15 protein-coding genes are annotated in these 12,616 nt (G+C 39.6%); all 15 read right to left on the reverse strand.

Annotation, left to right across the window (positions count from 1 at the left end):
* Positions 1–32: 32 nt before the first annotated feature.
* The 15 genes from DPV92_RS08350 to DPV92_RS08420 all read right to left on the reverse strand — a co-directional run bounded on the left by DPV92_RS08350 (position 33) and on the right by DPV92_RS08420 (position 12,595).
* On the reverse strand, positions 33–812 hold the full coding sequence (locus tag DPV92_RS08350; RefSeq protein ID WP_111354467.1) for a hypothetical protein: 780 nt from the start codon (positions 810–812) through the stop codon (positions 33–35).
* A gap of 62 nt (positions 813–874) precedes the next feature.
* Positions 875–2,245 carry a glutathione-disulfide reductase gene (gene gorA / locus DPV92_RS08355; protein ID WP_111354468.1) on the reverse strand — a complete coding sequence of 457 codons (1,371 nt, stop codon included), beginning with the start codon at positions 2,243–2,245 and terminating at the stop codon, positions 875–877.
* A gap of 89 nt (positions 2,246–2,334) precedes the next feature.
* Complete coding sequence (trmL, locus tag DPV92_RS08360; protein ID WP_111354469.1) at positions 2,335–2,814, reverse strand: tRNA (uridine(34)/cytosine(34)/5-carboxymethylaminomethyluridine(34)-2'-O)-methyltransferase TrmL; 480 nt, start codon at positions 2,812–2,814, stop codon at positions 2,335–2,337.
* A gap of 8 nt (positions 2,815–2,822) precedes the next feature.
* A complete protein-coding gene (mnmA, locus tag DPV92_RS08365) occupies positions 2,823–3,977 on the reverse strand; it encodes a tRNA 2-thiouridine(34) synthase MnmA (protein ID WP_111354470.1) in 1,155 nt (384 codons plus the stop codon).
* Between the two features lie 103 nt (positions 3,978–4,080).
* Positions 4,081–4,335 carry a nucleotidyltransferase domain-containing protein gene (locus DPV92_RS08370; protein WP_111354471.1) on the reverse strand — a complete coding sequence of 85 codons (255 nt, stop codon included), beginning with the start codon at positions 4,333–4,335 and terminating at the stop codon, positions 4,081–4,083.
* Between the two features lie 238 nt (positions 4,336–4,573).
* Positions 4,574–4,822: a (Na+)-NQR maturation NqrM gene (nqrM, locus tag DPV92_RS08375; protein ID WP_111354472.1), complete on the reverse strand. Its 249-nt coding sequence runs from the start codon at positions 4,820–4,822 to the stop codon at positions 4,574–4,576.
* Positions 4,823–4,903: 81 nt separating this feature from the next.
* Positions 4,904–5,944: an FAD:protein FMN transferase gene (locus DPV92_RS08380; protein WP_111354473.1), complete on the reverse strand. Its 1,041-nt coding sequence runs from the start codon at positions 5,942–5,944 to the stop codon at positions 4,904–4,906.
* The gene (locus tag DPV92_RS08385) at positions 5,944–6,273 is read right to left on the reverse strand and encodes a nucleotidyltransferase family protein (protein ID WP_111354474.1); all 330 of its coding nucleotides are present in this window, start codon (positions 6,271–6,273) and stop codon (positions 5,944–5,946) included. Before DPV92_RS08385 ends, DPV92_RS08380 begins: the two co-directional genes overlap by 1 nt.
* Positions 6,266–6,703 carry an HI0074 family nucleotidyltransferase substrate-binding subunit gene (locus DPV92_RS08390; RefSeq protein ID WP_111354475.1) on the reverse strand — a complete coding sequence of 146 codons (438 nt, stop codon included), beginning with the start codon at positions 6,701–6,703 and terminating at the stop codon, positions 6,266–6,268. Before DPV92_RS08390 ends, DPV92_RS08385 begins: the two co-directional genes overlap by 8 nt.
* Positions 6,704–6,776: 73 nt before the next feature.
* Positions 6,777–8,006: an NADH:ubiquinone reductase (Na(+)-transporting) subunit F gene (gene nqrF, locus DPV92_RS08395; RefSeq protein WP_005709621.1), complete on the reverse strand. Its 1,230-nt coding sequence runs from the start codon at positions 8,004–8,006 to the stop codon at positions 6,777–6,779.
* Positions 8,007–8,016: 10 nt separating this feature from the next.
* Positions 8,017–8,613 carry an NADH:ubiquinone reductase (Na(+)-transporting) subunit E gene (gene nqrE, locus DPV92_RS08400; protein WP_111354476.1) on the reverse strand — a complete coding sequence of 199 codons (597 nt, stop codon included), beginning with the start codon at positions 8,611–8,613 and terminating at the stop codon, positions 8,017–8,019.
* 1 nt (position 8,614) lies between these two features.
* Positions 8,615–9,238 (reverse strand): NADH:ubiquinone reductase (Na(+)-transporting) subunit D, encoded by a 624-nt coding sequence (locus DPV92_RS08405; RefSeq protein ID WP_111354477.1) that lies wholly within the window; start codon positions 9,236–9,238, stop codon positions 8,615–8,617.
* Positions 9,238–10,011 (reverse strand): Na(+)-translocating NADH-quinone reductase subunit C, encoded by a 774-nt coding sequence (locus DPV92_RS08410; protein ID WP_111354478.1) that lies wholly within the window; start codon positions 10,009–10,011, stop codon positions 9,238–9,240. Before DPV92_RS08410 ends, DPV92_RS08405 begins: the two co-directional genes overlap by 1 nt.
* The gene (locus DPV92_RS08415; protein ID WP_111354479.1) at positions 10,011–11,264 is read right to left on the reverse strand and encodes an NADH:ubiquinone reductase (Na(+)-transporting) subunit B; all 1,254 of its coding nucleotides are present in this window, start codon (positions 11,262–11,264) and stop codon (positions 10,011–10,013) included. The genes DPV92_RS08410 and DPV92_RS08415 overlap by 1 nt, the downstream gene beginning before the upstream one ends.
* A gap of 2 nt (positions 11,265–11,266) precedes the next feature.
* Positions 11,267–12,595 carry a Na(+)-translocating NADH-quinone reductase subunit A gene (locus DPV92_RS08420; protein ID WP_111354480.1) on the reverse strand — a complete coding sequence of 443 codons (1,329 nt, stop codon included), beginning with the start codon at positions 12,593–12,595 and terminating at the stop codon, positions 11,267–11,269.
* Positions 12,596–12,616: the final 21 nt, after the last annotated feature.

Raw genomic sequence — 12,616 nt, forward strand, 5'->3', positions numbered from 1 at the left:
GCTAAAAGATTAAATTCTTTTAGCCATTTTTGTTATCTATTTGCTTGCTTAGATTCACATTGATTATCGATAACATCTTGTTCAGACATATAGGCATAACGACATAGACTTTTATAATATCGAATCTCATCTTTAGTTAATGGTCTCTGAGCGCCTACCCTCAACTCTTCTTCTGTAAAGTTACTAACTAAATGACTATTCTCATATGTTCCATCATTATTGGATTTATTATCTACTAAGCTTACTTTCTGATTCTCTATTACAGAAGTTAAATTATGCTCATCTTTTGATTTAATATTTTTTGCAGCTCTTTTTTTTACTACCACATTTTTTTGAGATAATTGAGTTGGCTTAGAGACATTTTTCTCTAACGCACTAACTCTAGTGTTCGATTTTATTTCTGATTTAACAGAAAGTTTTGTTTCTGGCTGAGCGGCTTTCTTCGAGTTTTCTTTTTTTATTTCGGAAGCTTTTTTTACAGGTGCAATATTCGTTTCGGATGTTATTTGGGGTTCTTTTTCTGATATTGGTTGATTAACAGAGATCAACTCATTCACTATTTCTTTATGAATGACCTCTTTTGGAAGTTCAGTCTCTTTTATACTCTTAATTTCTTTAGGCAAAAGATCTTTTTCAGGTTTTGCAGTTTCTTCGTTTTTTTCTACCGCTTGCACTGGTTTTTCTTCTGCATTCGTTGTTGCAGATTGCTTCATATTATCTGAAGGATTTTGTTGTAATCTTGATTCAATTGAACGATCACAAGCAACAAGAAAGGCAATACCAACCCCACCTAAAACCAACATCTTTTTCATTTTATATCCTTATAAACCGTTAAAAATAAAATGAGCCAAAACGGCTCATTTTATAATATTTTTTAACGCATTGTAACAAATTCTTCTGAACCTGTTGGGTGAATCGCCACCGTGTTATCAAAGTCTGCTTTGGTTGCCCCCATTTTGATTGCTACCGCAAATCCTTGAATCATCTCATCAACCCCAAAGCCGATACCATGTAAACCGACAACTTTCTCTTCTGGTCCAACACACACTAACTTCATTCGGCAAGGTTGGCGATGTTGTGTTACTGCAGTATACATTGCCGTGAACGAAGATTTGTACACTTTCACGTTTGCTTCGCCATATTGTTCAATCGCTTGAGGTTCGGTTAAGCCAACAGCGCCAATTGGCGGATGGCTGAATATGACAGTTGGCACAAGGTTGTAATCTAAATGTTCATTTGGTTTATTATTGAATAGGCGCTCAGATAAACGGCGACCCGCAGCTACTGCAACCGGCGTTAATTCAATACCACCTTCGATAATATCACCCACAGCGTAAATACCTTCTACATTGGTGTTTTGGAATTTATCGACGATGATTTGACCACGCTCGTTTGTTTTTACACCTGTTACTTCAAGATTGATCACATCTGTTGCAGGCTCACGACCGATTGCCCAAATAAGGCTATCTACTATCGTTTCTCGACCATCTTTGAGTTTTAATGTGAGTGAGCCATCGGCATTTTTCACTACTTTTTCTGGCAGTGCATGTGTGTGTAAATGAATGCTATCTTGTTCCATCACTTGCATCAAGGCTTCTAAAATATAAGGATCTTGATTACGTAATGGTGCATGTTGGCGGACAAACAAATGCGTTTCTGTTCCTAAGCTATTAAACACGCCCGCGATTTCTACCGCAATGTAACCCGCACCTACAACCGCTACGCGTTTTGGCAATGCATTTAATGCAAACACACCATCTGAAGTGATACCATACTCAGCCCCTTCAATTGCTGGAATGCTTGGACGACCGCCTGTCGCGATTAAAATGTGATCTGCGGTGACTAATTCAGTTGAGCCATCTGCATAAGTCACTTCAATCGTTTTCGCATCTTTAAAACGTGCAAAACCATTTAAGACATCGACATTATTTTTCGCTAATACATTATTGTATGAAGTATGAATACGACCGATATACGCTTGGCGGCTTTCTACCAATTTTGCGTAATCAAAGCCTTTCACTTCTACATCAAAACCGTAATCCGGCGCATATTGATTGATTGCATCCGCAATATGAGCACCGTAGAACATCACTTTTTTCGGCACACAGCCTACGTTTACACAAGTTCCGCCTAAATGTTTTGCTTCAATAATCGCACATTTTTTACCATAGCTTGCTGCACGGTTAATAGAAGCAATACCGCCTGAACCGCCGCCGATAGCAACGTAGTCGTAATGTTTAGTCATTTGTTATTCCTTAATTGATAAAATAAAAGCGGTCTGATTTTAACCACTTTTTGCAAAAATGTATTGAATTATTGTGATAGGTTACAAGCCTAAATATTTTGGCGAGGTACCGCATTTGCGTAGCCGAATTGTCGCCACGCTTCATAAACGACCACAGCAACTGAGTTCGATAAATTCATACTGCGACTATCTTTACACATCGGAATACGAATTTTTTGTGATATTGGTAATGTGTCCAAAATATCTTTGGGGATGCCTCGGCTTTCAGGGCCGAACATCAAAAAATCACCCAGTTCATAGTGCACATCGCTATGATTCGGTTCCCCTTTTGTAGTTAAAGCAAAGAGACGTTTTGGCTTCGCCGTTGCTAAAAAATCCTCGAAATTCTTATATTTTTTAATGTCCACAAACTCGTGATAATCCAAGCCAGAACGTTTTAATTTTTTATCGTCCCACGTAAATCCAAGTGGCTCAATCATATGTAAACGGAAACCACAGTTTGCACAAAGTCGGATAATATTGCCACTATTTTGCGGAATTTCAGGTTCATATAACACAATATCTAACATATTTTCCTCTACTTAATCTGGGTTTCAATAATGCCACCACCTAAGCAAATTTCGCCTAAGTAGAACACGGCGGATTGTCCTGGCGTAACTGCAATTTGTGGCTCATCAAAAATCACTTTGATGGTATTGTCATCAAGCGGTTGAATTTCACACGGAATATCCGCTTGGCGGTAGCGGGTTTTCACCGTGCAACGCAAATTTTCACGCAACGGTTGCATATCCACCCAAGTGAGTTGCGAGGCGATTAAACCAGTCGAAAGCAAGGCGGAATTGTCGTGCCCTTGTGCGACTACTAACACATTGTTGATTAAATCTTTTTCCACCACATAGAACGGATCTTCGCTTAAACCTTTCACACCGCCAATACCTAAACCTTTACGCTGACCGAGGGTGTGATACATCAAGCCATCGTGACGACCAATTACTTTACCGTCCACTGTGCAAATTTCACCGGGTTGAGCAGGCAAGAAGCGGGCTAGAAAGTCTTTAAATTTGCGTTCGCCGATAAAGCAGATCCCCGTAGAATCTTTTTTCTTTGCCGTAGCTAAACCAAGATCTTCAGCAATTTTACGTACAATCGGCTTTTTAATTTCGCCCACTGGGAACAAACTCTGCCCGATTTGCTTTTTATTTAACGCATAGAGGAAGTAACTTTGGTCTTTATTTTCATCTAAACCACGTAATAATTGTGCATTGACATCGTCCCCACTACGGCGAACATAATGCCCAGTGGCAATATAATTTGCCCCTAAATCTTCAGCCGCATACTCTAAAAAGGCTTTGAATTTAATCTCTTTGTTGCACAAAATATCAGGGTTCGGCGTGCGGCCTGCTTTATATTCACTTAAAAAATGCTCGAACACATTATCCCAGTATTCCGCCGCAAAGTTAATTTTATGCAGCTTCATCCCCAATTTATCCGCGACCGCTTGAGCATCGGCTAAATCCGCTGCTGCAGTGCAATGATCTGTATCGTCATCCTCTTCCCAGTTTTTCATAAACAAGCCTTCTACTTGGTAGCCTTGTTGTTGAAGAATAAACGCAGAAACAGAGGAATCCACACCGCCCGACATACCGATAATCACTTTTTTCTTAGCGTTTTCAGCAAGTTGTTCAGGGGAAAGTTGAGGAAAGTGTTGATTGTAAGTGTTTGAATTTAACATAGTTCTCCCGTAACTTCGGTTAAGGCGAAGCACATTTGGTTATATGGAAAATGCTCGGAAAACCGAGCATTTACGTTATTTTTGATAAAAGATTTTACCTATACTATCTTAATTGGCTATAGATGGACAGATCAAACAAATATGGACTATTAGATTCATCAAGATCTAACCAAATTTTAGTTAAAATCGTTTGTATTAGATTTATACCTTTTAAAGTTAAATCAATATCAGAGCTTTCACGATAGCTTACCTTAGTACGAGAACCATAAATAATCGCTTTCTCTACTTCGGGATATTTACACAAAATATCAGTAATGATTTTTTGCTGTTTAACATCTAATCCAAACTGTTCTAACACTTTGTTTTCATCTTCTCTTATAATTGCAAGAATAAAGGATAATAAACATCATAAATTTTGCTAAGAATTTTTTTCAGCTGTCACTTTATAATAAGTATGAACAGATAGAATGTGATTTTGTACTATTTCAAGCCATAAAGCTCCATCACTAATCAAATTGCGATTAAAAGCATAGCGTATTGCATCTCAACTACCACCAATCTCAACATAGCCTTGATATTCCAAATAATCTCTTACATTATTTTACTTCATAAAACTGCGGTTCGCCTTTGTTAAAACGCGCCACTTCTTCAGGATCCGCACTACCATCTGCAATTTTCGCTTTGAGGTTATCGCAAGGCTCTTCGCAATCACACATTTTTTTCATACCAAGGGCAGTAATACCACCGCAGCTACCTTTAATGGTTTTGCCTTTGATGATAAAGCCGATAGACATCGCGAAAATCACAGCGATGAAAAAACCAAAAGTAATTAAAAGGATTTCCATTATTCACTCCAATTTATTTAGGACAAATCAAACACAAAACTAATACTTCGACAAGCTCGGTAACCGTTTTGTATTATCTGGTTATTTCTGTTCGATTAATTTTTTAAATTTGCTCGACATTTGAGTTTCAAAATTATCGCCTTTTTTGATAATCAAGAATACCGCCAATTTCTCTTTTTCAGCAATTGATAATGCCTTTTCTGCACCAAGGACAAATAAGCCAGTCGATAAGCCATCGGCAGTCATGGTGGTTGGTGCAAGCACGGTAATTGAGGCAAGATTGTGGCTTACCGGGCTTAATTTACTTGGGTCGATAATATGCGACATACGGTTGCCATTTTCATCTTCGAAATAGTTACGGTAGTTGCCAGAGGTTGCCATCCCTAAATTATGTAATGGGGCAATCATTTGCACCGATTCACCTTGAGCGAAGTTTGGTTGTTCAATTGCAATTCGCCACGGCTCATTTTGTAAATTGTTACCCTTGCCACGCAATTCTCCGCCAATTTCGACTAAGTAATTAGTTACACCGAGTTGTTCTAAGCGTTCAGCAAGTTTATCTACGCCAAAACCTTTCGCAATAGAAGAAAGATCAAGATAAAGCCCTTTTACGCTTTTAGTGAGCGTTGGCTTTTCGCCCGTCATATCAAGGCTAAACTTATCAATCCCCACTACAGCTGCACGTTCTGCAATTTGTGCTTCGCTAGGTACTTTATTTAAGCGTTTATCTGGCCCGAAACCCCATAAATTGACAAGAGGACCAACGGTCACATCTAAAGCACCATCAGTCACTTTATTCAAGTGAATCGCTTCTTGCACGACTTTGGCAAAGTCTTTAGAAATCGTAAAAGGTTGGTTAGCTTCAGTATTGTGATTAAACTGACTGATCTCTGAATCTTTTTGGTAAGTGGACATTTCGTCATTTACCGTTTTGAGCAAGCCATCAAGCTGCTTTTGCACTTCTTCTGCTTTTGGAAGCTGCACCTTACCATCATCAATATATTTGACATGGTAGGTCGTTCCCATCGTTTTACCTTCAAAAGAAATTTGTTCAGGCGCTTTTTCGCAAGCGGTCAAAAAAAGTGAGCCGATTGCAAGAAATAAAAGAGATTTAAGTTTCATTATTCTACTATTTGGGTTGATAAAGGTTCATCCAGCAAAGGAAAATCTTCGTAACGAGTTAGGATGATCTGTTTAAAATTGTCACTACAACTTGCCCAATCAATCAGATCCACTTTAAACGGTAAATCCGAATCTGAAAAGGCTTCTTCCAATTCTCTCTGCTGACGAATAGTAAGCGGTGCTTCCGTAAGCAAAACCAAATCTAAGTCAGAATAGGGCTTCGCAGTTCCTTTAATCCGAGAACCAAACACCCATACCTTGGTAGTAGGTAGTTGCTTTGCTAAGATTTTTTGCACAATCGCTAACTGGTTCACACTAAGATCAATCATCTTGATTACGTTGTTGTAATTGTTTAAGTAAAAAACGGCTACTTTCTAAAAAATCAAAAATGCCGTTATAAACTTGCTGTGCCTTGCTTTCATCATAAGTATGAGAAGTGATGTTTCGCATTTTACGGTAATCTAGCCAGTCTTCCATTCGTTCAATTAAGCCATATTGCACGGAAAGGCGTAGCACATCGCGAAATTCAGCACCATCAATATCTAAATCATTTGAGGCAATACGTCTTAATTGCCGTTTAAGCATTTTTATGTCTAATTCATAGACAAATTCAAATTTTTGAATCGCTCCCACGATCAAGGTATCTTGTATGATCGGCTGCTGAGCGTTAAACCATTCTTGATTTTCAAGACTTTTTAAAGTTTCTTCTAAGGAAATAAAAGCCTTTTCAAGTGCAGTTGTATCTAATATCTCTGTCATTGCTTATATGTAACAAGCGGTACGATTTGCAAAATATTTTACAAATCGAACCGCTTTTATTGATTAAGTGAGATTAACCACCGAAGTCATCTAATAAAATGTTTTCGTCTTCTACACCTAAATCTTTCAGCATCTTAATTACCGATGCATTCATGATTGGAGGTCCACACATATAGTATTCACAATCTTCTGGGGCTTCATGATCTTTTAAGTAGTTTTCATAAAGCACGTTGTGAATAAAGCCTGTGTAACCTGTCCAGTTATCTTCTGGTAATGCATCTGACAACGCTACATGCCATACGAAGTTATCGTTTTCAGCTTGGAGTTGGTCGAAGTCTTCTTGATAGAAGATTTCACGTTTAGAACGCGCACCATACCAGAATGACATTTTACGTTTTGAATGTAAACGTTTTAACTGGTCGAAGATGTGTGAACGCATTGGCGCCATACCTGCACCACCACCGATAAATACCATTTCTGCATCGGTTTCTTTCGCGAAGAATTCACCGAATGGACCAGAAATCGTGACTTTATCGCCCTCTTTTAATGACCAAATATATGAAGACATTTGACCTGGAGGTGCATCTGGGTTGCTTGGTGGTGGTGTTGCGATACGCACATTAAGCATAATAATGCCTTTCTCTTCAGGGTATGAAGCCATCGAGTAAGCACGAATGATATGCTCATCCACTTTAGAAACATAACGCCAGAGGTTATATTTGTCCCAGTCCTCGTGATACTCTTTTGGAATATCGAAATCTTTATAATTAACTGTGTGAGGATCGGCTTCAATTTGGATATAACCACCTGCACGGAATGGCACTTCTTCACCCTCAGGAATCGCTAATTTAAGCTCTTTGATGAAGGTTGCTTTATTATCATTAGAGATAACAGTACATTGCCATTTTTTCACGCCGAAGATTTCTTCTGGAAGTTCAACGTCCATATTGCCTTTTACGTTTACTTGGCAAGATAAACGGTAACCTTCTTTGGCTTCACGTTTGGTGATATGAGAAAGTTCAGTTGGAAGGATTTCGCCACCGCCTGATTTTACTTTCACAATACATTGACCACATGAGCCACCGCCACCACAAGCGGATGATACGAAAATCCCTTTGCTTGCTAAAGCACCAAGTAATTTTCCGCCCGCTGGAAGTGTGATTGATTTTTCAGGATCGTCATTAATGGTAATAGTGATATCACCAGAATCCACTAACTTCGATTTTGCTAAAAGGATAAATACTGCAAGCACTAATACAAGGGCAGTAAATACCACGATACCGAAAATAAAATTACTATCCACGATATGCTCCTTATAATTGAATGCCTGAGAATGACATAAAGCCTAATGCCATTAAACCTGCAGTGATGAAGGTGATACCTAAACCACGTAAGCCTGCTGGCACATCTGAGTATTTCATTTTCTCAGTTAAACCCGCAAGGGCAACGATAGCCAGCATCCAACCTGTTCCTGCACCAATACCATACACGATAGATTCACCGAAGTTATATTCACGTTGAACCATAAATGATACGCCACCGAAGATCGCACAGTTTACAGTAATCAACGGTAAGAAAATACCTAAGGCACTATAAAGTGCAGGGAAGTATTTATCTAATACCATCTCAAGAATTTGTACGATACCCGCAATCACACCAATGAAAGTGATGAAGTTTAAGAAGGTTAAATCTACGCCTTCTACTAACGCACCATCTTTTAAAACGTGTTCGTAAACTAATTGGTTTGCAGGTACAGAAATACCTAATACAACGATTACCGCAACACCTAAACCAAAAGCAGTCGAAACTTTCTTAGACACCGCAAGGAATGTACACATACCAAGGAAGAAAGAAAGTGCCATATTCTCAATGAATACAGATTTTACAAAAATACTGAGTAATTCTTGCATCTTATTTCTCCACTTGTTCTGGTTTCCATGTTCTGATTGCCCAGATCACAAAACCAATGATAAAGAATGCACTTGGTGCTAAAAGGAATAAACCGTTCGCTTGATACCAACCACCATCTTGGATAGTTTGGAAGATAGTCACACCGAAAAGTTTACCTGAACCAATTAGCTCACGTAAGAATGCAACGATAACTAACATCGCACCATAACCTAAACCGTTACCAATACCATCTACGAAACTTTCAACTGGACCAGATTTCATTGCGAATGCTTCCGCACGTCCCATTACGATACAGTTAGTAATGATCAAACCAACGAAGACCGATAACTGTTTTGAAAGTTCATAAGCATAAGCACGTAAAATTTGGTCAACCAAGATTACTAATGATGCAATAATCGCCATTTGCACAATGATACGGATACTATTTGGAATGTAGTTACGGATCATTGAGATGAACATACTCGAGAAAGCGGTTACTAAACTTACCGCAATCGCCATTACCACCGCAGTTTTTAACTGTGTAGTTACCGCCAATGCAGAACAAATACCTAAAATTTGTAATGCAATTGGGTTGTTATCTACGATTGGAGATAACAGTAGATTTTTAAGGTTGTTGCCTGCCATTAGTTAGCTCCTGCTGTTGCTTTAAATTTCGCTAAGAATGGACCAAAACCATTTTGACCGAACCAGTATTTGAATGAACCATCAACACCGTTTGAAGTTAAGGTTGCACCTGAAAGACCATCAATACCGTGATCTTTATTTGCTGATGCCCCTTTACCCACGGTTAAAGCAACATTGCCTTGTTCGTCAAATAATTTTTTGCCTACAAAGTGTTTTTGCCAAACAGGGTTTGCAATCTCACCACCAAGACCAGCGGTTTCACCTTGTTCATAGTAGGTAATACCGTTAATGGTATTGGCATCAGATTGCACTGCCACTAAGCCGTACATAATTGACCATAAGCCGTTACCATACATTGGCAATACCGCTTGGACAACTTTGCCGTTGTCATCTTTTACAAGATAAACTTCAGCATATTTTGCACGCACTTTAATGTTTGCTCTGTCATCTGCTTGTGCAATTTGGATACTTTGAGCAGGATCTTTCGCTGCTGCTTTTGCGTCAAAGTTAGTAATACCATCCACATAGTCACCTGTTGCTAAATCCACGATTTTTGGCTCGATGAATTTTGCGTAAGTGTCTTGGACATTAGTATTTTCTTGCATTAAACCAGCCGCTTGTAAGATGTTTTTCTGTTTATCAAGCTGTTTTTGGATCTCTTGTGTTGGTTTTAATAACACCGCAGCACCTGCTACGATAAGAGAACACACTAAGCTCAACAACACAACGACGGTTAAAGTACCACCAACGCTATCTTTATTAAATTTAGCCATTATGCAGTCTCCCCCGTTTTTACAGCAGTTCTCACTTTTCTGCGTTTAATGTTACCTTGAACTACTAAGTAGTCGAAGATTGGTGCAAATAAGTTAGCGAATAAGATTGCTAACATCATACCTTCTGGATACGCCGGGTTTACCACGCGAACAAGCACTGCCATGAAACCGATTAAAATACCGTACCACCACTTACCTTTATTGGTAAATGATGCAGATACTGGGTCGGTTGCCATAAAGAACATACCGATTGCAAAGCCACCTAACACGAAGTGCCAATGCCATGGCATTGAGAACATTGGGTTAGTGTCTGAACCGATGATGTTAAACATCGTTGCAGTCGCAGCCATACCGATCATTACACCTGCAATGATACGCCATGAAGCAATGCGTGCGAACACGATAATTGCAGCACCGACAATTAACGCAAGAGTTGAAACCTCACCCATTGAACCAGGTAAGTTGCCTAAGAACGCATCCATCCAAGTAATTGGTTCACCTGTTGCAACGTGTTTAAGTGCTGCTTCGCCGCCTTGTGCCCATTGTGAAAGTGCAGTTGCACCTGAGAAACCGTCCGCTGCCGTCCAAACTAAGTCACCCGAAATTTGAGCTGGGTATGCGAAGAATAAGAATGCACGACCGGCTAACGCTGGGTTCATAAAGTTTTTACCTACACCACCGAAAACTTCTTTCGCAACAACCAAACCGAAAGTGATACCAAGAGCAGCTTGCCATAATGGTAATGTTGGTGGAACGATTAACGCAAATAAAATGGTTGTTACGAAAAAACCTTCATTTACTTCGTGTCCACGCACGATAGCAAATAATAATTCCCAGAACATGCCGACTGCGAACGCAACGATATAGATAGGTAAGAAGAAAATTGCACCGAGTGCCATTTTGTTTCCCCAACCTGCTGCAGAAGTTAAGTCAATTCCGACCGCTTGTGCTAAAGCGTAGTGCCAGTCAGCTTCCACTAATTGTGATAAGTTACCTAAGCTGGTAATCGCTTGAATTGATTGATGACCCACGTTATACATACCGTAGAATAACGCTGGGAACAATGCTAACCAAACGATGATCATCATACGTTTTGAGTCTAAAGCATCACGTACGTGAGTCGTTTTTTGCGTTGCTGTACCTGGTGTATAGAACAAAGTAAATACCGATTCAAATAACGGGTATAATTTTGCGTATTTACCACCAGGAAGAAACGCGGGTTCCATTTTTTCAAAAAGATTTTTCAAACCCATTTCTAACCTTCCTTCTCAATCTTGTCTAATGCTTGACGCAAGAAGAAACCGTAATCGGTTTTACCTGGACAGACGAAAGTACATAACGCCAAATCTTCTTCATCTAACTCTAATGCACCTAATAATTGTGCTGAGTCTGTATCACCCACTTCTAAATCACGAAGCAAGTGTGATGGAAGAATATCTAACGGCATTACACGCTCATAGTTACCGATTGGCACCATTGCACGATGACCACCATTTTCAGCCGTAGTAAAGTTAAATAACTCACGACCAAAGTGCCCTAACACCGTACGCGTAATTGAGAATTTGTTTACTTGTGGAGAAATCCAGCCCATAAATTCTTTTGTTGTATCTTCTGCAATCACAGACACTTGTAATGCATAACGCCCTAAATAATCGTGAGCACCTTCCGCTTTCGCACCATAAAGTACAGAACCTGAAATCACACGATTATTACCTGCATTTAGTTCATTTGCAGTTAATTGTGAAAGGTTCGCACCAATGCGAGTACGGATTAAACGAGGATTTTTCACTTGTGGACCTGCAAGAGCAACTACGCGATCTGTAAATAATTCGCCTGTTGTGAATAATTTACCGATAGCGATCACATCTTCATAGTTTAAGTGCCACACTTGTTTATTGATGCCAACTGGATCGATAAAGTGGATATGCGTACCCACAAGACCTGCAGGGTGAACACCAGCAAACTCGTGAACATTTACACCGTTTACAGAAGGCACATTTGAGCCCGCTTTTTTCACTAAATTGATTTTACCTAATTTAGTTAAAACGGTTAAACCGTGCTCAAAGTCTGCTTTATATTCGTTAATAATCACAGTTGGATCTGCCGCTAATGGGCTTGTGTCCATCGCATTCACGAAAATAGAAGATGGCACAGCATCTAATGCAGGGACCTTGCTAAATGGACGAGTGCGTAACGCAGTCCATAAGCCAGATTCCACTAAATTTTGTTTTACTTGCTCAGCTGTTAAAGAAGCTAATTGAGCCACTTCATAGCGAGTAAAGGTAACTTGCTCATCACCCTCAACTTTGATCACTACTGACTGAAGAACACGCTTCTCACCACGGTTGATTGCAACCACAGTACCACTTGCAGGAGCAGTGAACACCACGCCAGCGTTCTTTTTATCTTCAAAAAGTACCTGACCTTTCTTCACTACATCGCCTTCACGCACTTTCATTGAAGGACGCATACCTACATATTCTTCGCCAAGGATCGCAACTTCCGTCACGGTATTGCCGTTATGGATTACTTGTGCTGGAGCACCTGCAATAGGTAAATCCAAGCCTTTTTTGATTGTAATCATATTATTTGCACTACTTCTCTT

Source organism: Pseudohaemophilus paraphrohaemolyticus, assembly GCF_003253115.1.
GTDB lineage: Bacteria > Pseudomonadota > Gammaproteobacteria > Enterobacterales > Pasteurellaceae > Haemophilus_A > Haemophilus_A paraphrohaemolyticus_A.

What these genes read in the sequence shown, in the direction of transcription:
- DPV92_RS08350 (WP_111354467.1), bottom strand. Translation starts at nt 812, where the DNA reads ATGAAAAAGATGTTGGTTTTAGGTGGGGTTGGTATTGCCTTTCTTGTT.
- gorA (WP_111354468.1), bottom strand. Translation starts at nt 2,245, where the DNA reads ATGACTAAACATTACGACTACGTTGCTATCGGCGGCGGTTCAGGCGGT.
- trmL (WP_111354469.1), bottom strand. Translation starts at nt 2,814, where the DNA reads ATGTTAGATATTGTGTTATATGAACCTGAAATTCCGCAAAATAGTGGC.
- mnmA (WP_111354470.1), bottom strand. Translation starts at nt 3,977, where the DNA reads ATGTTAAATTCAAACACTTACAATCAACACTTTCCTCAACTTTCCCCT.
- nqrM (WP_111354472.1), bottom strand. Translation starts at nt 4,822, where the DNA reads ATGGAAATCCTTTTAATTACTTTTGGTTTTTTCATCGCTGTGATTTTC.
- DPV92_RS08380 (WP_111354473.1), bottom strand. Translation starts at nt 5,944, where the DNA reads ATGAAACTTAAATCTCTTTTATTTCTTGCAATCGGCTCACTTTTTTTG.
- DPV92_RS08385 (WP_111354474.1), bottom strand. Translation starts at nt 6,273, where the DNA reads ATGATTGATCTTAGTGTGAACCAGTTAGCGATTGTGCAAAAAATCTTA.
- DPV92_RS08390 (WP_111354475.1), bottom strand. Translation starts at nt 6,703, where the DNA reads ATGACAGAGATATTAGATACAACTGCACTTGAAAAGGCTTTTATTTCC.
- nqrE (WP_111354476.1), bottom strand. Translation starts at nt 8,613, where the DNA reads ATGCAAGAATTACTCAGTATTTTTGTAAAATCTGTATTCATTGAGAAT.
- DPV92_RS08405 (WP_111354477.1), bottom strand. Translation starts at nt 9,238, where the DNA reads ATGGCAGGCAACAACCTTAAAAATCTACTGTTATCTCCAATCGTAGAT.
- DPV92_RS08410 (WP_111354478.1), bottom strand. Translation starts at nt 10,011, where the DNA reads ATGGCTAAATTTAATAAAGATAGCGTTGGTGGTACTTTAACCGTCGTT.
- DPV92_RS08415 (WP_111354479.1), bottom strand. Translation starts at nt 11,264, where the DNA reads ATGGGTTTGAAAAATCTTTTTGAAAAAATGGAACCCGCGTTTCTTCCT.
- DPV92_RS08420 (WP_111354480.1), bottom strand. Translation starts at nt 12,595, where the DNA reads ATGATTACAATCAAAAAAGGCTTGGATTTACCTATTGCAGGTGCTCCA.